The sequence below is a fragment of the Sorangium sp. So ce302 genome, assembly GCF_051530145.1.
GTDB lineage: Bacteria > Myxococcota_A > Polyangia > Polyangiales > Polyangiaceae > Sorangium > Sorangium cellulosum_B.
The window spans coordinates 5,164,653-5,183,859 of record NZ_CP150326.1; the positions used below are offsets into that span (position 1 = coordinate 5,164,653).

Sequence of the window (19,207 nt, forward strand, 5' to 3'; positions counted from 1 at the left end):
TGCCCGTGCGGCTCGCCGGCGCGGGCTTCGTCATCACCCTCCTCGATCTCGCGGCCGCCTCGCTGCTCTTCGGCGGCCAGCGCATCGGCGTGGGCCCCATCGGCGGCGTGGGCCCGATCGGGCTCTTCCACGTCGCGGTGGGCCTCGTGGTCCTGGGCATCGGGATCGCGGTGTTCCGGCTGTTCTCGTCGGACCGCTAGCGCAGCCCATGCCCGCGAAGCCGCAGGACCTGGGCGACACGCGATGGGACGACGTCCGCGTCTTCCTCGCCGTCCATCGGCACGGGAGCCTGGGCCAGGCGGGCGCGCGCCTCGGCCTCGACACGTCCACCGTCAGCCGCCGCTTGACGGCGCTCGAGGCGTCGCTCGGCGCGCGCCTCTTCGACCGCACCCGCGACGGCCTCGTCCCCACGCGCGTCGCCGAGCTCGTCCTGCCCGCCGCCGAGGCGATGGAGGCCGCGCACCGGCGCCTCGCGCGCGACGCCTCGGGCGCCGAGGCCGACGCCGAGGGCGTCGTGCGCCTCAGCGTCGCGCCGGGCTTCGCCGACTCGTTCGTGGTCCGGAGGCTCCCGCGCCTCCGCGCCCTCCACCCCAAGATCCGCGTCGAGCTCGACGCATCCGTCCGCGTGCTCGATCTCACCCGGCACGAGGCGGACCTCGCCCTCCGCTCGATCCGGCCGGAGGGCGCCGACCTCGTCGTGACGAAGCTCGCGTCGGCCCGCTGGGTCGCCGCCGCCTCGGAGCAGCTCGTGGAGGACGCCGGCCCCGTCGAGGCGTGGGACGCCGTGCCGTGGATCGCCTGGGATCGCGACCTCACCAGCTTCCCGGCGGCGCGCTGGCTCGCGCGCCACGCCCCCGGGGCGGAGATCGCCCTGCGCACGAGCTTCTTCGTCTCGCAGCTCACCGCCGCGGAGATCGGGCTCGGCGCCCTGCTGGTCCCCGAGCCGTACCTGGAGGTGCATGCCCTCGCGCCGCTGAGGTTCGCGAGCGCGCTCGAGCCGAGCGCGGCGGAGTGGCCCACGGACGATCTCTGGCTCGTCGGCCACCGCGCCCTGCGCGACGTCCCCCGCGTCGCTGCGGTGTGGAGCTTCCTGATCGACGAGCTCAGGTCGCTGTGAGCTCTGTCACTCCTCGCGCTGCACGCCCGTCGATCCGTAGCCGCCCGCGCCGCGCGCCGTCGGCGCGAGCGCGGGGACCAGGACCACGTCCGCGAGGGCGACCGGGCAGATCACGAGCTGGGCGATCCGATCGCCGCGGTGCACCGTGAACGGCGCTGCGCCGAGGTTGATCAGGACGACCTTGATCTCCCCGCGGTAGTCCGGATCGATCGTCCCGGGGCTGTTCAGCACGGTGACGCCGTGGTGAAGCGCGAGCCCCGAGCGCGGCCGCACCTGCCCCTCGTGACCGTCGGGGAGGGCGACCGCGTAGCCCGTGGGCACGAGCTTCCGCTCCCCGGGCGCGAGCGTCACCGGCGCCTCGATGGCCGCGCAGAGATCGAGCCCGACGGCTCCCTCGGACTGGTAGGCGGGGGGAGGGACCTCGATCGGCCCCACGCGGAGGAAAGGCACCTGGATGCGCACGCGGCGGAGCCTAGCCGGTCACGGGCGCGGCAGCACCGCCTCGAGCGCCGAGCCCCGGAGCGCCTCGAGCGCCGAGTCCGACCACGCCCGCGCCCGATCCGAGAACCCGGCCTCCACCGCGCGCCGGAGCAGATCGAGCGCCCCCTCGAGGTTCCCGTCCTTGGCGCTCGCGCGCGCCGCGCCGTACGCGTCCTCGCCGAGGCCCACGCGGCGGAAGATCGCCTCGTAGAGCCGCGCCGACCAGTCGAACGCGCCGCGCTCGAACGCGATCTCCGCCATCCTCCGCGCGTCGTCCTCCGAGAGCTGCTCCACGATGTCCAGCGCCACGGCCGCGGCCCGCGCCGCCTCGCCCTGCTCCACGAGCACCCGGATCAGCGGGCCCGCGACCTCCTTCCGGTCGTCGCCGGCCTCCCGGGCCGCCTCGAGCACCTTCCGCGCCTGCTTCAGCTCCCCGAGCGCGAGGTGAATCGCGCCGACCAGCGCCGGGTCGGGCTCGCCCTGCTTGCGCGCCTGCGCGAGCGCTTCCCCCGCGCGCTTCGTATCGCCGAGGAGCAGATGCGACCAGCCGATGAGCTCGTGCGCCTCCCGGAGCGCGCGCTTCGGCGGCGCCGGCGACTGCGCGAGCACCTCCGCCGAGAGCGCCATCGCCTCGCCCGTCCGCTCGTCCTCCACGGCCCGGCGCGACCGCTGGAGCAGGACGGCCGTCTCGGGCGGCATCGACTCCTCCTGGAACTCCGCTCGCCGGCGGTTCACGGAGGGCGACGGCACCGCCGGCTCGCTGCGGAACCGCTGCAGGCTCTGGAACGCGGACATGACGAGGATGAACGAGAAGAAGAAGAACCCCGCCCTCAGGAAGAAGATGGCGAGGATCACGGCGGCGATACCCGAGATGGCCGCCGTCAGCCGGGCTCGCCGCGGGCCGAGCGCGTGCTCGAGGACGTGGCCGCCGTCGAACGGGAGCACGGGGATCAGGTTGAGGACGCCCCACCACACGTTGACCTTGATGAGCATCTCCATCCCGTTCAGCACCAGCGTCGGGAGGGCGTAGAGCGCCGGCACATAGCTGAGCACGAGGTGGAGGACCCCGGCGACGAGGAAGCCGGCGAAGGGGCCTGCCAGGCTGATCAGCACGTGCTGGAGCCGCCCGAGGGGCAGGAGCGAGCGCCATGTCGTGGTCCCGCCCATGAAGTGGAGCGTGATCTCCGGCTCGATCCGGTGCCGCTTGATGGCGAGCGCGTGGCCGAACTCGTGCATCAGGACCGACAGGAAGACCACGAGGATCCAGACGAGGAACAGCTGGTACTGCTGACTGGCCAGGATTCCGTACCCGAGCAAGGCGGCGGAGAGCCAGAACCCGAGCTGGACGTCGACCGAGACTCCAAACAGACGGAAGCTCATGCGCATGTAATAAGCCGTGCGGGCCGTTCGCTCAATGATTGCCGTGCGGACGCGGCCGGCCGTAGAGTGCGCGCCGCGCACGCGGCCGCGCGGACGCGGCGCCGGGAGCGAGCATGGGCAGGGAGATCCGGGTCAGGAGATGGGCGCTCGCCGGGGTTGCCGCGGCGGGCATGGCGTGCGGCGCCGCACCGGCGCCCGCGCCATCCCCCGGGGCCGTGCCGACGCCCGCGCCGCCGTCGGAGGCCTCCGCGCCGGCCGCCGCCCGCCCGCCCGAGGCCTCCGCGCCGGTCGAGGCCGCTGCCGCGCCGCTGGCCGCCGCGCCCCCCGAGTTTGCGGTTCCGCCCAACACGGCGGTCCTCCACGTCGGCGACTCGTTCGCGGTGGCGGGCTTCGCGCAGGCGCTCCGCCCGAGGATGCAGGAGCACCGCGTGCGCTACGCGGTGAAGGCAGAGACCAGCTCGTACACGGTGACGTGGGCTTCCAGGATGGAGCTCCTGGTAGCGAACTACCAGCCGGACCTCGTGATCATCAGCCTGGGCGCCAACGAGGTGGAGAACGTCAACCCGCCGGCCCACGCCGGCGCGATCCGCCGCATCGTCAAGGCGATCGGCGGTCGTCCGTGCGTGTGGGTGTCGCCGCCGCTCTGGCGCAAGGACACCGGCATCATCGACGTGATCCGGACGAACTCGGCCCCGTGCCGCTTCTTCGACTCCGACGCGCTGGTGCCGGGCCCCCTCCCGCGCCAGAAGGACAAGATCCACCCGAACGAGGTCGGCGGCGCGCGCTGGGCCGAGGCCTTCTGGAGCTGGCTCACGGCGGAGCACCTCCAGGCCGGCGGGGACCAAGGCGGGGCGGCGCTGGCGCGCGGCCCCTGGGCGCTCCGGCCGTCTCCGCCGGAGGAGCACCGCTCCCGGGCGGAGGCCCCGGAGAGCGCGGCCAAGCCGGGCGAACAGGTGTCGGAGCGGCGGTCGGAGTGATCCGAGCTGAACGGCTGACGGGGGAATGCCTCCACCCTGCCGGAATCATGGGACCGCCAAGGCGCCCAAAGACATCACCTTCGGCCAAGTACCCCCACCGGCCGGTGCCCTACGCCGCCGACGTCGCGACGCCCGCGCCGCGGTGGACCAGCCCAGGATCGTGGCCGAGCGCCCCTGCGATCGCCGCCCTCACGTCCCGCATCAGCCGGTTGCGGCCCCCGGCGCCGTAGGGCGCCGGATCGATCGGCGGCATGATCGTGACCACCACCCGGTGGTGCTCCTGCACCACGAAATCCTTGGCCCGGAGCACGTGCCGCGTGCCGTCGATCGCCACCGGGAGGATGGGCGTGTTGGTCTCGATCGCCATCCGGAAGCCGCCGCTCTTGAACGGGAGGAGCGCGCCGGTCTTGCTCCGCGTCCCCTCCGGCGCGATCCAGACCCGGGTCCCGTCCTGCAGCATGGACGCGCCCACCTGCAGGCTCGCGCTGGCCTGGACGTGATCGCTCCGGTTGATCCGGATGAACCCCGCCGCCTTCATCGCCTGGCCGAAGATCGGCACGTTGAACAGCTCCTTCTTGGCGATCATCCGGAGCCGCCCGGGGATCGCGCGGAACACCACCGGGATGTCGAAGAGGCTCTGGTGGTTCGACATCACGACGAACGGCCGCGCGCCCGAGGCGTGCTCGCGCCCGCGCACCACCAGATCCACGTCCGCGTCCTCGAGCACCTTGCGCGCCCACCAGTCCAGCCGCTCATCGCAGCGCTCGAGGGTCACACGCCCGATCATCGCGTCCACCACGGTCGGAAAGCAGATCCGGGCAGTGTCGAAGATTCCCATGAACGTCGTCTGAAGGCTCATCGCTCTCTTCCCGCTGGTTCCGCTGAAAGGTGAGGGGATCGCGTGGCGCGCTGACGACCGAGCAGGCCCTGCCGTACGCGGCGGGCAAGCGGGCCCCGAGGGGCGCCGAGCTCATCCAGGGCTCATCCAGCACTCGTCCACTGCGCGTCCGTACGCGAACGCCGCAAAGTATACCACTCAACCCCCGGCTGTGGTGCCGGTCACGGTCACTACCACACGGCGCGCGTGGGGAGAACTACGGTGCTCCCAGACATACAGGGCTTGCCAGGTCCCGAGCGCGAGGCGGCCGCCGGAGATCGGGATCACCTCGCTCGAGCGGGTGATGGCGCTCCTGAGGTGGCCCGGCATGTCGTCGGGGCCCTCGTCGTCGTGCTCGTACTCGCGGCTTTCCGGGGCGAGGCGGGACATCCAGCGCTCCAGGTCGCGGAGGACGGCCGGATCGGCGTTTTCCTGGAGGATGAGGCTCGCGGACGTGTGCTGCAGGAACACGGCGCAGAGCCCGACGTCGACGCCCGCGCCGGCGACGACGCCCGCGACCTCGCGCGTGATGTCGACGAAACCCCGGCCGTTCGTGCGGATCTCGAGCGTGCGCTGGACGATGGTGGTCACCGCGCCATCTTAGCCGCCTTCCGCGCGGGCGCCCGGCACGACGTCGACGATGAGCCCCCAGCTCGTCCATCGCTGGAACCACACGCCGACGCGCTCGGCCAGCGCCCCGCCCGCCCCCTCTCCGCCGCCCGTCGTCTCGTCGCCGCAGGCCTCCGCTCCGTGGGCTCCGGCCGCCACCTCCTCACACGCCGGGACGAGCGGTACGCCCCGCCCGAGCGCCTCGAGGAGGGCGAACGCCGGCGGCTCGAGCTCCTCGAAGCGGATCGTGAGATCGGCGCCGCGGAACACGGCGAGGCGGACGGGGCGGGGCGCGGGCAGCGCGGGCGACCGGCCCTGCTTGAGCTCGCTCCGGAGGACGTGCGCCGGGTGGCCGAGCCGCACCAGCGCGAGCAGCGGGTGAAGGACGATCCTGGCGGTGGACCAGCCGTCCGCCGGCATGCCCGTCACCTTCGCCGGATCGAGCGGAGGGGGCGAGGCGCCGTCGAACAGATCGACGAGGGCGTGCTCGTACCGCGCCACGTCGCGCGCGAGATCCCGCAGGGCAGGGGGGAACCCCTCGTGGGCGCCCGCGAAATCGGCGACGTATCGCCCGAGGTCGCGCAGCGTGAAGCTCGCGGGCGGGTGCGCCGCGAGGTAGGCCCTCGCGAACGCGTCGAAGCCGTCGTCGCCGAGGACGTGCGCCAGCGCGGGGTAGTCCTCGCGGAGCGCGTCCCTGTGCCGCAGCCAGAACTGCCGCCGGTAGATGTCGGCCTGCTCGGCGGGCGCGAGCCGCTCGCTCCCGGCGACGTGCTCGCGGCACAGGCCGGCGAGCTCGGCGTCGTCCGGGAGCGGCGCGCCGGCCGTGAACATGCGGGTGAGCTGGCCCATCAGGGCGGCGAGGCCGGCCGGGGGCGCGGGGTCAGGCGGCGCGCGCACGCGCCACCTCCTGCCGGATCGCCCGCGCCTTCTCCGCCTCGGCGGCGAGGACCTCGAACGAGGGGATGTCGTCGTCCCACTCGATCAGCGTCGAGACGTCGCCGGCGCGGGCGACCGCGCGCCGGTAGAGCGCCCACACGGCGTCGACCACGTGATCGCTGTGGGTGTCGAGGATGTACGCGCCCTGGTGCGTGTGGCCGGCGAGGTGGAACTGCACGATCCGGTGGTGCGGCACGCCGTCGATGTAGGCCTCCGGATCGAAGCCGTGGTTGTACGAGGAGACGTAGACGTTGTTGACGTCGAGCAGGATGCCGCAGTCGGCCTCCTCCGCGACCGCCGAGAGGAACTCCCACTCGCTCATCCGGCTGGCCGTGAAGGTCAGGTAGCTCGACACGTTCTCGAGCGCGAGCCGGACCTCGAGGAAGTCCTGCACCACCCGCGCCCGCGCCGCGACGTGCCGCACGGCCTCGTCGGTGTACGGCAAGGGGAGCAGGTCGTGCAGGTTGATCCCGTGCGCGCCCGTCCAGCACAGGTGATCGCTCACCCAGGGCGAGCCCACCCTGGCGAGCAGCGCCTTCAGCCGGCGCAGGTAGTCGAAATCGAGCGGATCCGTGCTGCCGATCGACAGCGAGACGCCGTGCTGGACGAGGCGGTAGCTCGAGAGGACGCGCTCGAGGTTGGCGATCGGCATGCCGCCGTCCACCATGAAGTTCTCGCTGATGATCTCGAACCAGTCGACCCGGGGCCGGTGCTCGAAGATGTGCCGGTAGTGCGGGATGCGCAGCCCGACGCCGACGCCGAGGTCGGGGAGTCCCAGCCGCATCCGTTCGGGGTTCACCATGGTTCACCGCGAGCCTTGCTCAGGGGTGGAGGGATGCGCCGCGGCGCCTCACGGCCCAGCGGATCCGGCGGATCCGCGTGGCATGGCCCGACGGCCCAGCGGATCCGGCGGATCCGCCGGATTCCGCCGGGCCGGGCGCGCCGAACCTACGACGAGCAGTCGGCCGGCTTGCAGCCGCCCTTGCCCTTGCACTCGTTCTGGCCGGCGCACGCGTGGCTCTCGCTCTTGCAGCCGCCCTTGCCCTTGCACTCGTTCTTGCCGGCACAGCACGCCTTCGCGGCGTTCTCCGGCGCCGCGGCCGGAGGCGCATCGGCCGCGGGGGCGGCGCCCGTCTCGGGCGCGGGCGGAGGCGACGAGGCGCAGCCCGCGAGGCCCGCCACCATGCCCGACACCGCCGTCAACGCCAACGTCTTGCCCATGTCGATCGTCATCTGATCCTCCACGCTCGTCTTCGTCGCGATCACCGAGCCCACCGCGCGCCTCGCCAGCATGGCGCGCCCGCGCGCTGGAGCCCGTCGGGGCTCGCCGGCCTCTCGACCGCGCTGAGCCCATCGGCTACGCGTCACTACGCCCGGCTGGTTCCACGGTTTCACTTCGGACGCGTTGATTCTTCATTCAACTCCCCGTAAGTGAGCGGGGTTGACCTCCACGCCCACGCGAGCCCCCCCTGCGTGCACGGCGTCCGGCGGCGTAGCCTGTGCGGCTGGGGCGCGCGGCCAGCGTGCAGCGTTCCATGCACGACGTAACTCCCTCCGGACGGCAGGCGCAAGACAAAGCGTCCAGCGCGGCGCGCCGGCGCCGTGGCGCGTCCTCGTCCACCCGCGTCGCGGGGCGCTCCCCGTGCTCGCGGCGCTCTCGCTGGGGGCGTCCGGCTGCGGGGGGGCTCCGCGCGCGGGGGCCGGCGCGGCGGGTGATGCGGCCTCCGGGCGCGAGCTCCCGGTCGAGGCGATCGCCGCCGAGCTCGAGGCGATGAGCGGGGCGATCCTCGAAGGGCGGGAAGCGACGTTCCGGGACATCCTGGCCGACGCGATCGCGAAGGACGCGTACCTGTGCCGGCCGGCTCCGCGCCGCGTCTTCTCCGGGGCGCGCGGCGACGTGCCGGAGGGGGAGCGGCGGATCGCCGGGGTGATGCCGCACTACGGCCTCTTCTTCGGCCCGATGAGCTACCTCGTGCGGCGGCGCGGCGGCGCCTGGGAGGTCGACGTGCGGATCGCGGTCGACCCGCCGGAGGGCGCGGGCTGGCTCGAGCTGCCCGACTGCGCGCTCTCCGCCCGGCTCGGGGGCGCGATCGCGTGCCGCGGGACGCCGTATGCGCGCTCGGGATCGACGGACGCCTGCCCGGGCTCCGGCGTGTTCACGGCGAGGGCGACGCCGGCCGCGATCCGCGCGCTGCTCGCGCGCTGGTCGGACGAGGCCGAGGGGTACTGGAACCGCGACGCGCGCGCCTTCGGGCTGCCGGTGCGCTACGACTTCGACTTCGTGCTGGCGGACGAGGCGCGCGCGCGGGCGCTCCGGGTCGACCTTGCGGTGCCGCTCTCGCCGACGTGCGGCAGGACGCCGTACTTCAGCGCGATGCGGGCCGGCTGGTCGCTGCCCGTGCTCGCCCACGAGGTGGGGCACGTGCTCGGGCTGCTCGACGAGTACGAGGCGCTCTCCGGGATCGTCCGCTGCTATCCGAAGACGCCGTTCCCGGGCGCCGAGATCAGCCGGATGGGGCTGTCGATGAAGGAGGAGACGCGGCTGCTGCCGATCCATCACTACCTCGTGCTCCGCCGCTTCTTCTGCCGCGAGCCCGCGTCCATCGACCCGTATGCCGGCGCGATCCGCTGACCCGACGCCGGCGCGATCCGCCGAGCGCTCCACGCGGCCCCGCGCCTGCCGCCGCCTCGCGGCCGCGGCTTTCGCCTACGTCAGCGCCGCGGCGCTCGCGTGGACGGGGCTCGCGGGCTGCCGCTCGGAGCCAGAGCGCGGCGCGGCGGACGCGGGGCCTGGCGCGGCGGACACGGGAATTGGCGCGGCGGACGTGGCGCCGCCGCTCGTGGGGGCGCCTCCGGGGCCGAGGGCGCTCGCGCCGCCGGCGGAGCCGCGCTGTCCGCCGGAGATGGTGCGGATCGCGCGCCGGTTCTGCGTCGATCGCTACGAGGCGGTGCTGCTCGACAAGGAGACGGGGCTCGAGATCTCGGCGTTCTATCCTCCGTCGCGCCAGGCGGCCGCGTCCGTCGAGCGCGTGTGGTCGAAGATGCGGCTGCAGCTCGGGGACGACGAGGCGCGCCGCATGGAGCTGCCGCTCCTGCCCGGCTGGCAGAAGCAGCGCGAGTTCGAGCCACGCGCGGTGTCGCGCAAGGGCGTGCTCCCGCAGGGCTACACGACCGGCGCGCAGGCGGATCTCGCGTGCCGGAACGCGGGCAAGCGGCTCTGCTCGCTCGACGAGTGGCGGACGGCGTGCCGCGGCGAGCGAGACGAGCAGTTCCCGTACGGGCCGACCTACGCGGACGGGCGGTGCAACGTGTTCCGCGAGCACCACCCGGCCGGCGTGCTCCACCGCGACGTGACGCTCGGGCACAGCGATCCTCGGCTCAACCTGGTGCGCGTCGCCGGGGCGCCGCTCTTGCGGCGGACGGGCGAGACCGCGACGTGCGCGAGCGCATGGGAGGACGATGCGGTCGCCGACATGGTGGGCAATCTGGACGAGTGGATCGACGATCCGGAGGGGACGTTCGTCGGCGGGTTCTATGCGCGCGCGACACGCGAGGGGTGCATGGCGCGCGTCGCGTCGCACGACTTCACGTATTTCGACTACTCGACCGGCGTCCGCTGCTGCTCGGATCTGCGCGCGCCGTTGTGACGGCGCGCGCTGCCGGGGGCTGCCGGACGGGCGGCGACGATGCCACTGTCCGGCAAGCCGGAGGGGCGCTGGTGCCGGTGAGACGGGAGGCGCAGAGCCCGTGGCGCCTCGCGCTTTACTCCCGCCCGGCCAGTCCCTGCCGGACGACCTCCCTGGCAACGAACGGGCTCCATTCCTGGAGCAGCTCCAGCGGCAGCCGTCCCTCCAGGTACGGCGTGTAGTACAGCTCCCGTGCGGCGATGCACTCCCTGTCGTTGAGCTTCAGTCGCTCGATGGTTGCCTGGACACGCTCGCGCACCTCATCGTGGAGGCATTCCGCTGGGAGCACCTGGAGGAACGAGAGCTCCAGGACGAACCATCCGTCGGGGATCTCGGTCGGATCGAGGGCGTCGTCGAAATCGCGTTTGCGCGCGTTCATGAGCGAGCACACGAAGCGGAAGTTGCTCCACTCGTACGCGAGCTCGCGGCGCTTCGACTTCGGCGCGACGTGATCGACCGAGCGCGCGCCGGTGCCTCGCGGAACGAGCACGCACAGATAGGCGCAGATGCTGCGGTAGCTATCGCGGAGGTCGTCCAGGCACTCCCGCCAGGTTGGGGGTAGGTGCTCCGCGTTCGCGGCGAGGGCGCGCAGGCCGGGCTGCCGGACGAGCGCGTCGAAGCGCGCAGGCTCCGGCTGGAGAGGTACGTGGATCACGGCGTGAGCCCGGCCTGACGCGCCCTGACGAGCCAACGCGCCCAGAAGGGATCGGTGTCCTTGAGCACGTCGTGCAGCTCTTCGTGGATTCGCTTCACGTCCTCAATCGGCAGATTCGGCCGCCGCATCGCGGCCATGGCGTCGAGGATCGCCTTCTCTGCCTCGACGGAGCGCGCCTGCGCCAGATCGAACACGTCGGACGTGAGCCATGCGGAGGCGTCCCCGCGCGCCTTCCATGCGGGCTTCGACACGGTGACCTCAGCCCCGTCAAGATCGAACAGGAAGAGCGCGTCGCGCGCCTCATCAAAGTGCGGCTCGGCGGACGCGAGGACCAGCGGCGCGTGCGTCGTGATGAAGAGCTGGGTCTCGATGGACGCCTCGAGCTCACGGGACACCCGGAGCAGCGCGGGCAGGATCACGCGCTGCCACTGCGGGTGCAGGTGAGCCTCCACCTCGTCGACGAGCACGACCAAGCTCCGCTCCGGCGCGGTGTTCCGGAGCCTCGCCGCCTCGACGTGCTCGCGCCACATCCAGACCAGGAGGTAGGCGAACGAGAGGATCCGCTTCATCCCGGCGGATGCGAGCAACACCGGGACACTGCCATAGGGCATGTCAAGGGTCGGGATGTCGCGGACGTCATGCAGCGAGACGCGGGTCGTGCTTGCTCCGGGGCGGAGGGTCTCCCCAGGATTCGGCGACAGGACCTCCAGCACACGCGTCAGCAGCTCCAGCGTGCTGCCACGCTGGAGCTGCCATGTGGCCCAGTCGCGGATCAGGCCGTTGCAGAGCACCGAGCCGTCGTAGTCGTCCGCGGTGAGCCCGTTCCAGATCTGGCCGGGCGTGAAGTGAAACCCCGGCACGGGTCCCATCGATTTCACGCCGAGCGGGAACTGCAGGTGCCCCGCTGGTCGAAGCGGGTCCCACACGGAGAAGCTGCCGTCGACCCGGGCGTAGAAGACGAGGCCGGAGCGCCTGGAGGCCCCGGGTGGATAGACGGTGTGCCAGTTTTGCTCCTCGAAGTCGAACGACGATGAGACCCGATGCACGACCTCCCCGTCACGCGTCTCCCTGACGATCTCTGGCTTGACCGCTGGGCCGCGTCGCGGCGCCGCGGGATAGCCGGGCCACGTGCCGGTCAGCGCGAACCAGCTGACATCCAGCACGAAGGTCTTGCCGAGTCCGTTGTCGCCCGCGAAGAGGTTGAGCCGCGGCGCGAGCTCGAACGCCATCGCGGGCGCCGGTCCGGTGTCGTGCAGCTCCAGCTTCTCAAGCATCGCGGCCCCTCTCGGTCGCCCGTGGTTCGTTCGGGCCGTGGCCGATGGGGGTCGCGAGCGGATGAGCGCGGAAGACGTGCCAGACCTTCTTGCAGAGGAGCTCCATCGGCTGCGTCGTAACCATGGCAACGCGTGATCTGCTGGGTCGCGCGGGAAAAGGCAAGAAAAGGCGCTCCTGCATGGCTTCGTCCGACCGCGCGGTGCCGCGGGGGAACGAGCCGTTCAATTGCGCCGCCGGGGCACTGGAGCCAGCGAGGCTCCGCACGGCACGGCCCTGCGTGGACCAGGGGAAGGCGGCCCAGCGTCGTCGTGAGGCCAAGCGCGGCGCTGCTGCGCGGATGTGCGCGCGGCGCGGTGACGGGCGCGCGGTCGCGGCGGAGCGGGACGATCTGGTAGCATCGACCGCTGCGCGGAAGGACGTCGCGCTCGTGCGACACCGCGGGGAGGACCATCGATGCTCGCAGCCCGATATCACGTCTACGATTCAGCGGTGCTCGACGCGCCCATCGAGGAGGCCTGGAGAGAGCTCCGCGATATCGTCACGCTCCTGCCGATCGTCTTCGGTGACGGCGTCAAGGACTACCGTTACGTGGACGGCGGCTCGGCGGAGACGATCCCGTCGCGCTTCGAGTTCACGCTCCACCCGTCGGGAGACAAGGCCGTGGAGGAGGTGGTCGCGCGATCCGAGACCGAGCACTCTGTCACGTACCGGCTGCTCGGGCAGGTTCTGGGCATCGAGGGGTACATCGCGACGTACCGGCTCCGCCGCATCACGACCGAGCCGGGCAAGACGTTCCTCGAGTGGCCCCGGGAGTTCGGCGTCGCGCCGGGCCAGGAGCCTGAGAAGGTCGTCCCGTCGGTCGCGGCCCTCACCGCGAAGGAGATCGTCGCCATCAAGGAGCACTTCGCGCAGCGCCGCCGCTCCGTGTGATGCGCGGCAGCCCCGGTCGAGCAAGCGGGGCCTGGGTGGAGCACCCACGGTTCGGCGAGGGATGGCAGCAGGGGCCGGCGTCGGATCGCGTCCGTCGGGAAGTGCTGGCGTCGGGGGAGCGTGACGGATCGCAACCGTGGGGCGGGGCTGGAGCCGAGGGGTCGCGACGGATCCGATCCGTTGGGATGGGGCGGCGCCGGGGGGCCGCAACGGATCGCAACCGTTGGGGGGGCCTGCCGCCGGGGGTCTGTAACGGATCGAGTGCGCGCGAGGGGCCTGCCGCCGGGGGTCTGCAACGGATCGACTCCGCTGGGGGCGGCCAGGGCTCGGGCCTGCTGCCGCGCGACAACCCGGGCCGTCCGTCCACGCGGCGCGCTTCGCCTTCCCGTGCGCACGCCCCTGTGACGAGGGCGCGCTCGAGAGGCTGCGACCTCCCCTGATAGCATCGCTCCGCCGCACATGGCGTTGTCGCGCTCGCGGCATCGGGAGGAGGGAGGAGCCATGATCGAAGCGCGCTATCACGTCTACGACTCGGCGGTGCTGGACGCCCCCATCGAGGAGGTCTGGCAAGAGGTCCGCGATATCACGAAGCTCATCCCCGTCGTCTTCGGGGACAACGTCAAGGAGTACGGCTACGTGGAGGGCGGCTCCGCGGAGAAGGTGCCCTCGCGGTTCGCATTCACGCTCGTCTCGGGGGAAAGCTCGCTGGAAGAGGTGGTCGCGCGCTCCGAGACCCAGCACACCGTCACCTACCGGCTCTACGGTCAACTCTTCGGCATCGAACGATACACCGGGACCTACCGGCTCCGGCGCATCACGACCGAGCCGGGTAAGACCTTCCTCGAGTTTCCACGGGAGTTCGGGGTCGCGGCAGGTCACGATCCCGCGCAGGTCGTCCCGACCATCGCCGCGCTCACCGCGAAGGAGGTCGCGGCGATCAAGGCGTACTTCGCGAAGCGCCGCCGCGCTGCGTGATCCTGCCGCCGCGCCACGAACATCGCGGCACGGCGGCCGCCCGAGCGCACTGCACGCCGGGCGCGCTCAGGTCGTGGGGCGGCCGACCGCGAGGAAGGCCTCCTCGCCCTTCGGGCGCCGCCGGTCGCGCCAGACGAGCGCCGCGGGCAAGACCAGCACGGCCGCGAAGAGGCACGCGAGCTCGCCGATGACCGCGGCGACGCCCAGGCTCCGCACCGCGTAGTTCTGCGAGCGGACCAGGGCGAGGTAGCCCAGCGTCGTCGTGAGGCTGCAGAGGATCACGGCGCCGCCCGTCTCGCGCACCGCGGTCAGCGCGCCGCCGGCGCCCTCCCGCGCGTACCGCTGCACGATGTTCACGGCGTAGTCGACGCCGATGCCGAACGTCAGCGGCAAGGCGATGAAGTTCAGGAAGTTGAGCTTCACGTCCATCAGCACGAGCAACCCCGCCATCCACGAGACGCCGACGAGCAGCGCGCCGAGCACCGCGAACGCCGGGCGGCCGCCGCGGAAGGCGACGAGCACGACGAGGACCGTCGCGGCCAGCGAGAAGAGCACCGCCGGCGGCACGTCGTCGATGACCGCCGCCCACATGTCCGCGTAGATGACCGCGCGCCCCGAGCCGCGGACGACGCTGCCGTCGGGGAGCCGCGTCTCGCGGTACGCGTCCGCCCACCGGAAGAGGTAGTGCGCGTCGTGCACGCTCTCGGGCGTGATCGGGCTGATGTACACGATGCGCCCGCGCGTCCCGTCGGTCTCGGTGAAGGCGCGCGCCACGCCCGCCGGCAGATCGTCGATCCCGAACGGCGCGAGATCGTCCGGCGGGATGACCGCCTGGATGCGGCGCCAGTCCTCGTCGCTCACGAGGCCGCGCTTCCGCGCCCTGAGGACGCGATCCTTGATCTCCTGGAGCAGCGGGAGCTTCTCCGCCTGATCCCGCGGGACCAGATCCTGGAGCGCGTAGATCTCCTTGAACGGCTTCTCGCCCTCGGGCGCCGCGTCGCGCCTCGCGTAGAGCGCGGCGCGGAGCGGCTCGACCTGCTCGGGCCGGTCCACGAGGATCGCCATGCCGTCGGTGCCGACGTAGCCGGTGATCTCCTCCGCGAGCGAGCTCAGGCGGATCTGCGCCGCGCGGGCCCCCTCGTCGTTGCGGAGGTTCTGGAGGTTGTACTCCATCGGATCGGCGCGCACGTAGCTCACCGCGGCGACGAGGCCGGCCGCGGCCAGGGCGAGGCCCGCGAGCGTGAGCGTGACGGGGCTCCGCGACGCGAGCCGCGCGAACGGCGCGCCGAACGCGACGCCGCCCTGGGCGCGCCGGCGCAGCCTGCCGAGCAGGCCCGGCGACTCCTGCTCGAGGGGGACGATCCGGTCCATCACCGCGAGGATGCTCGGCAGCGCGACGAACGTGGCGATCCAGCAGAGCACCATGCCGGCGCTGCCGATGAGGCCGAAGTCGTGAAACCCGCGGAACTCGGTGACGACCAGCGAGCCGTAGGCGGCCGCGGCCGCGCAGCCGGCCGTGAGCGTGGGCAGCCAGGTCTCGCGCTGGGCGACGCGCACGCCCTCGAGCAGGCTCGCGCCGCCGCGGCGCGCCTCGAGGTAGCGCGCCATGTAGATGATCCCGAAGTTGATCCCGTTGCCGGCGACGATCGAGAAGAGGAACCCGGTCGCCATGTTGAGGTGACCGAGCGCGAGCTGGGTGGCGCCGAACGTCCAGGCGACGCCGATGCCGATCGTGATCAGCATGGCGACGAGCGTGCGCAGGCGCAGGTAGTAGAGGAACACGACAGCGGCGATGAGCACCGCGCCCGCGACGCCGACGTCGGTCAGGTCCTCGTTGATCGCCGCGTACTCGGAGATGCCGGTCTGAAGATCGCCGGAGAGGCCGTAGGTGATCCCGGGCTCGAACGAGGCGGGGCGCACGCGCTCGACGACCTCGCTCACGCGCCGGATCGCCTCGGAGCCGGCGGCGAAATCGCTGGCGATCACCTTCGAGCGGATGGCGACGACGACGGTCTTGCCGTCCTTCGACTGGTAGTAGCCGTCGGGGTAGCGCCCCGTGTCGACCCCCTGGAGGCCGAGGCTCTGCTCGATCGAGCTGGCGCTCACCTCGGGGGGCGGCTCGTCGTCGTCGAGCAGCGCGCCCGTCGCCTTGTTGACCTCGTAGGCGTAACGCGCCTCGATGTCGTCCCTGAGCTTGGTGAGCCTGTCGCGGTCGACGTAGAGCCCGGCGCGCGGCGAGAGGAAGCGGTAGGCCTCGTGCACCCCGTCCTCGACGCTGCCGACCCACGGGGGGCCGATCTTCTCGATCTCCGGGACGAGCGCGTCCGCGGCCCGCTGGAGCGCGGCGGTGGGCGTGCCCTCGCCGCCCTGGAGCACGACGAAGAGCGTGGAGACGCCGGCCGTCTTGGCCGCGACCCGGTCGAGCTCCTGCACGCTGGGCCGCGACGCCGGCAGCAGCGACTCGAACCCGGTCAGCACATGGAGCCGCGTCGCCAGGAAGAGGGCGATGACGGTGAGGATCCCGGTCGCGAGCAGCGGCAGCGCCGGCCGCTTCACCTGGAGCTCGGCGAGGCGCGACGCGAGCCCGCCGCCGCGCGACGAGGGCGGCGCGAGGCGGGGAGAGGGCTCGCGGGGAGCTTCACCGGAGCTTTCGTGTGAATCAGGGGAATCAGGGGAAGGAAACGGGCGGGGCGCCGGAGGCGGTGGCATGGGCGGAGCGGACATGAGACGGTGTGTGGTTCCGGGGCGGAAAGGGACGTTGGAAGGACGGTGGAAGCGCCGGGGTGAAAGCGCCGGTGGACCACGTTCTAGGGAACGGGCGCCCCGGAGAACAGCGGTCGTGTGCGGCGCGGCGACGGCGCGCCGCCGAGGTCCAGGTGGCCGCGGAGGCGCGCCGGGCCCGCGGGCGCTCCCACGGCCCCGCTGACCATGATGCGGTGTTCGGGATGCGCAACGACGATCTCGTGCGCCGCCTGATCGATCACGAGATCGCCCGCATCGCGGGGCGAAAAAGCGGCACTACAGGGAGCTCGTGGCCGGCTCTCGACGTCATTGCCTCCAGGGATGGGCGCCCGGCGTGCCTCCCGTGTCGAGTCCGCTCCCCTACGACGCCTCTCCCGCGGGCCTCGCGCGATCGGAGGGGGCCTGTGAAGCCTTGCTCGCGTCGCGCACGGGCCAAGGCAGCTAGGGTGTCGCCGGCGGCCAGGCCCGCCGATCGATCGCCTCATGAGGTATACGAACAGGCCCTGGTTCCGCGTGCCACAAATCCCGCCAGGGATCTGTCTCGCAAACGAAGAGAGATTCGACGCAAAGACGCCAAGAGCGCAAAGACGCGAAAATACAAAAATCTGTTCTTTTTTGCGTCTTTGCGTTGAAAACTCTCTCCGGATCCCGGGCCGGACCTCTGGCGGGCGGACTAGGGGCCCGGCGGGGTCGTGCCGGCGTCCGCGGCCCCCGCGCGGCGAGGCTTCGCAGCGCCGCCTGAGCCCGCGTCTCGGGGCGCGCCCGCGTCCACCGGCGCGGCGCCCGCGTCTCGGGGCGCGCCCGCGTCCACCGGCGCGGCGCCCGCGTCGGCCTCGGCGCCCGCGTCCGGCGGCGGCTGGTCGGGTGCCGCGGGGGGCGCGGGCGGCGGGGGCGCGGGCGGGAGCTCGCTCTCCCAGCACTCCGGCTTCGGGGGCGCCGCGAAGTGGACCGCGCGCGACGCGGCGTCGCCCTTCCGGGTGACGAGCTTGTCGGTCTTGTACACGGTCGCGTTGCCGCACGCGTACTCCGCGGCGTCCTTCGACTCGCGCGCCACCACGCGCGTCCGGGGCGCGCGCTGGTTCTCGCACTGGGCCCACTCGATCTCGTACTCGGCGTCCTCGTCGGAGAGGAGGATCCGGCTCGGCGGATCGTCCTTGGACCGGCGCCCGGTGAGCGTCGTCCGGGTGATCGGCTCCTTGCCCTCGCGCACCGTCAGCGTGACCGGGAAGCGAAGGCTCCCGCGCATGTGCGCGCGCGTCGCGCCGATCTCGAAATCGGGGCAGATCGGCTCCCCGTCGATCGGGGACGGCACGGGCGGGCCGCCGCACGCGGCGCTGGCGAGGAAGCTGCCGAGGAAGAAGACGGCGAGGGGTCGGGCTCCGGGGCGGAGGTTCACGACGGGATTAGTCGTTTCCCCGGGTCCGCGCGTCAAGCGATCTTGGTCTTGCCCAGCTTCAGCACCCGATCGAAGTGCTCCTTCGAGACGGGCACCACGCTGAGCCGCGACCGCTTCAAGAGCGAGATCTCGGCCAGCGACTCATCGCCGCGGATCGTGTCGAGGCTCACCTGCACCTTGAGCGGCGCGACCGGCTCGATGTCCACCACGCTCCAGTCCTCGTCGGCGTCGGCCGTCGGATCCGGGTACGCTTCGCGCTTGACGCGCGCGACGCCCGCGACCGCCTTGCCCTCGCTCGAGTGATAGAAGAGCACGAGATCCCCCTGCTTCATGGCCCGCATGTTGTTGCGGGCCTCGAAGTTCCGGACGCCGTCCCACATCGTCTGGCCGTCGCGCACGAGCTGCGCGAACGAATATTTCTGCGGCTCGCTCTTCATCAGCCAGTAACGGCGAGACATGCACGATCTCCAGGGCAGGCGCGAGGGCGGCGCCGGCCTCGCCGTCGCGCTCTCATCCTCGACGGACAGCCCGTCGATTTGACCGGCTACCCTAGCACCGCCCGTTCAGTCGGTGATCACGATCTTGGCGCCGTCCGGCGTTCGACGCGCGATCTCGTCAATCTCGTCGTCGTCGAGGGCGATGCAGCCGAGCGTCCAGTCGCTCTCCTTGTGCACGCCCGCGGGCTGTCGCCCACCGCCGCTCCCTACGCCGTGGATGCCGATGCTGTGCCCGACGCCGCGGCCCGGCGGGACCTCGCCGCGCCGCTTGAGCTCGGCGAAGCGCGCGCGATCTTCCTCGTTCGGGTAGCTGACGATCAGGAACCGATGGAACAGGCCGTTGATGCGGCCCGCGACGCGGTACGTGCCGACGGGGGTGCGCCTGTCGCCCTCGTAGCGCTTCGGCCCCGGCCCGCCCGGCCCGAGGGCGACCCGGTAGGACCGGACGATCTTGCCGCCCGCGACGAGATCGAGCGTGTGCTCGCTCTTGTCGATCCGGATCTCGGTGACCGGCGGGGCACCGCCCTGGGCGGCGGTCAGGGAGGGGACCGTGTGGGTGAGGGAAGCGGCGAGCAACGCCGCGGCGAGGACAAGAGGGGGCCTGAGGAGCATGCCCGACCGTCGGCGCCGGGCTGGAGAGTGTGACGCCCGGTCGAGGCCTGCAGTATTCTCGAT

At 72.3% G+C, this 19,207-nt stretch carries 19 protein-coding genes; 6 read left to right on the forward strand and 13 right to left on the reverse strand.

The window, feature by feature from the left end:
- Positions 1-208 precede the first annotated feature (208 nt).
- Positions 209-1,117, forward strand: a complete 909-nt coding sequence (locus WME73_RS19575) for a LysR family transcriptional regulator (protein WP_437916708.1) — start codon at positions 209-211, stop codon at positions 1,115-1,117.
- 6 nt (positions 1,118-1,123) lie between these two features.
- Here the strand turns inward: WME73_RS19575 and dut are convergent, their stop codons facing one another.
- Together dut and WME73_RS19585 are read right to left on the reverse strand one after the other, a co-directional pair.
- Positions 1,124-1,579 (reverse strand): dUTP diphosphatase, encoded by a 456-nt coding sequence (dut, locus tag WME73_RS19580; RefSeq protein WP_437746923.1) that lies wholly within the window; start codon positions 1,577-1,579, stop codon positions 1,124-1,126.
- A gap of 18 nt (positions 1,580-1,597) precedes the next feature.
- Positions 1,598-2,977 (reverse strand): M50 family metallopeptidase, encoded by a 1,380-nt coding sequence (locus WME73_RS19585; protein ID WP_437916709.1) that lies wholly within the window; start codon positions 2,975-2,977, stop codon positions 1,598-1,600.
- 113 nt (positions 2,978-3,090) lie between these two features.
- Between WME73_RS19585 and WME73_RS19590 the strand changes: the two genes are divergently transcribed.
- Positions 3,091-3,954 carry an SGNH/GDSL hydrolase family protein gene (locus WME73_RS19590; RefSeq protein WP_437916710.1) on the forward strand — a complete coding sequence of 288 codons (864 nt, stop codon included), beginning with the start codon at positions 3,091-3,093 and terminating at the stop codon, positions 3,952-3,954.
- Between the two features lie 109 nt (positions 3,955-4,063).
- On the opposite strand, the gene WME73_RS19595 is transcribed toward WME73_RS19590, so the two are convergent.
- The 5 genes from WME73_RS19595 to WME73_RS19615 all read right to left on the reverse strand — a co-directional run bounded on the left by WME73_RS19595 (position 4,064) and on the right by WME73_RS19615 (position 7,669).
- Positions 4,064-4,813, reverse strand: coding sequence for a lysophospholipid acyltransferase family protein (locus WME73_RS19595; RefSeq protein WP_437746926.1), 750 nt, complete (start codon positions 4,811-4,813; stop codon positions 4,064-4,066).
- A gap of 177 nt (positions 4,814-4,990) precedes the next feature.
- Positions 4,991-5,422 carry a secondary thiamine-phosphate synthase enzyme YjbQ gene (locus WME73_RS19600; protein WP_437746927.1) on the reverse strand — a complete coding sequence of 144 codons (432 nt, stop codon included), beginning with the start codon at positions 5,420-5,422 and terminating at the stop codon, positions 4,991-4,993.
- A 9-nt stretch (positions 5,423-5,431) separates the two neighbouring features.
- Entirely contained in the window at positions 5,432-6,337 is a 906-nt protein-coding gene (locus WME73_RS19605) for an HvfC/BufC family peptide modification chaperone (protein WP_437746928.1), read from the reverse strand.
- Complete coding sequence (gene bufB, locus WME73_RS19610) at positions 6,321-7,178, reverse strand: MNIO family bufferin maturase (protein WP_437746929.1); 858 nt, start codon at positions 7,176-7,178, stop codon at positions 6,321-6,323. The genes WME73_RS19605 and bufB overlap by 17 nt, the downstream gene beginning before the upstream one ends.
- 146 nt (positions 7,179-7,324) lie before the next feature.
- Entirely contained in the window at positions 7,325-7,669 is a 345-nt protein-coding gene (locus WME73_RS19615; RefSeq protein ID WP_437746930.1) for a hypothetical protein, read from the reverse strand.
- A 349-nt stretch (positions 7,670-8,018) separates the two neighbouring features.
- Between WME73_RS19615 and WME73_RS19620 the strand changes: the two genes are divergently transcribed.
- Both WME73_RS19620 and WME73_RS19625 read left to right on the forward strand, forming a co-directional pair.
- Positions 8,019-9,008 carry a hypothetical protein gene (locus WME73_RS19620; RefSeq protein ID WP_437746931.1) on the forward strand — a complete coding sequence of 330 codons (990 nt, stop codon included), beginning with the start codon at positions 8,019-8,021 and terminating at the stop codon, positions 9,006-9,008.
- Positions 8,989-10,023: a hypothetical protein gene (locus WME73_RS19625; protein ID WP_437746932.1), complete on the forward strand. Its 1,035-nt coding sequence runs from the start codon at positions 8,989-8,991 to the stop codon at positions 10,021-10,023. The genes WME73_RS19620 and WME73_RS19625 overlap by 20 nt, the downstream gene beginning before the upstream one ends.
- Before the next feature lie 115 nt (positions 10,024-10,138).
- Here the strand turns inward: WME73_RS19625 and WME73_RS19630 are convergent, their stop codons facing one another.
- Together WME73_RS19630 and WME73_RS19635 are read right to left on the reverse strand one after the other, a co-directional pair.
- Positions 10,139-10,717 carry a hypothetical protein gene (locus WME73_RS19630; protein WP_437746933.1) on the reverse strand — a complete coding sequence of 193 codons (579 nt, stop codon included), beginning with the start codon at positions 10,715-10,717 and terminating at the stop codon, positions 10,139-10,141.
- Positions 10,714-11,991, reverse strand: a complete 1,278-nt coding sequence (locus WME73_RS19635; protein WP_437746934.1) for an AAA family ATPase — start codon at positions 11,989-11,991, stop codon at positions 10,714-10,716. The genes WME73_RS19630 and WME73_RS19635 overlap by 4 nt, the downstream gene beginning before the upstream one ends.
- Before the next feature lie 454 nt (positions 11,992-12,445).
- Between WME73_RS19635 and WME73_RS19640 the strand changes: the two genes are divergently transcribed.
- The gene (locus WME73_RS19640; RefSeq protein WP_437916711.1) at positions 12,446-12,922 is read left to right on the forward strand and encodes an SRPBCC family protein; all 477 of its coding nucleotides are present in this window, start codon (positions 12,446-12,448) and stop codon (positions 12,920-12,922) included.
- Between the two features lie 501 nt (positions 12,923-13,423).
- On the forward strand, positions 13,424-13,897 hold the full coding sequence (locus WME73_RS19645) for an SRPBCC family protein (RefSeq protein WP_437916712.1): 474 nt from the start codon (positions 13,424-13,426) through the stop codon (positions 13,895-13,897).
- Between the two features lie 66 nt (positions 13,898-13,963).
- Here the strand turns inward: WME73_RS19645 and WME73_RS19650 are convergent, their stop codons facing one another.
- From WME73_RS19650 to WME73_RS19665, 4 genes are all read right to left on the reverse strand, one after another.
- Positions 13,964-16,621, reverse strand: coding sequence for an efflux RND transporter permease subunit (locus WME73_RS19650; protein WP_437916713.1), 2,658 nt, complete (start codon positions 16,619-16,621; stop codon positions 13,964-13,966).
- 691 nt (positions 16,622-17,312) lie between these two features.
- Complete coding sequence (locus WME73_RS19655) at positions 17,313-18,035, reverse strand: hypothetical protein (RefSeq protein ID WP_437746938.1); 723 nt, start codon at positions 18,033-18,035, stop codon at positions 17,313-17,315.
- 32 nt (positions 18,036-18,067) lie between these two features.
- On the reverse strand, positions 18,068-18,493 hold the full coding sequence (locus tag WME73_RS19660; RefSeq protein ID WP_437746939.1) for an EVE domain-containing protein: 426 nt from the start codon (positions 18,491-18,493) through the stop codon (positions 18,068-18,070).
- 105 nt (positions 18,494-18,598) lie between these two features.
- Positions 18,599-19,144, reverse strand: a complete 546-nt coding sequence (locus WME73_RS19665) for a L,D-transpeptidase family protein (RefSeq protein ID WP_437916714.1) — start codon at positions 19,142-19,144, stop codon at positions 18,599-18,601.
- Positions 19,145-19,207: the final 63 nt, after the last annotated feature.